Annotated in this window: 1 protein-coding gene; it reads left to right on the plus strand. The window is 72.8% G+C overall.

Annotation, left to right across the window (positions count from 1 at the left end; translation table 11 throughout):
• The coding region (locus J0695_RS40650) for an oxidoreductase dimerization domain-containing protein (protein WP_505383641.1) at window positions 1–227 on the plus strand (227 nt) is incomplete at its 5' end.
• Window positions 228–257 lie beyond the last annotated feature (30 nt).

The following is a 257-nucleotide window of genomic DNA, read 5'->3' on the forward strand; positions in this document are numbered from 1 at the left end:
GCACGGGGCGGCTGCTCGGCGTGCAGATCGTCGGCCGCGAGGGCGCGGCCAAGCGCGTGGACGTCGCGGCGGTCGCGCTCACCGCCAGGATGACGGTGGAACAGATGACAGCCCTGGACCTGGGCTACGCCCCACCGTTCTCCCCGGTCTGGGACCCGATCCTGGTGGCGGCCCGCAAGGCGACAGCGGCAGTCAATTCAAGCAATTCAAGCCCGTCCGCCGATTGAGGACCGGGGGGCCGGGGGCGGAGCCCCCGG

Source organism: Streptomyces beijiangensis (assembly GCF_017315755.1).
Classification (GTDB): Bacteria; Actinomycetota; Actinomycetes; order Streptomycetales; family Streptomycetaceae; genus Streptomyces; species Streptomyces beijiangensis.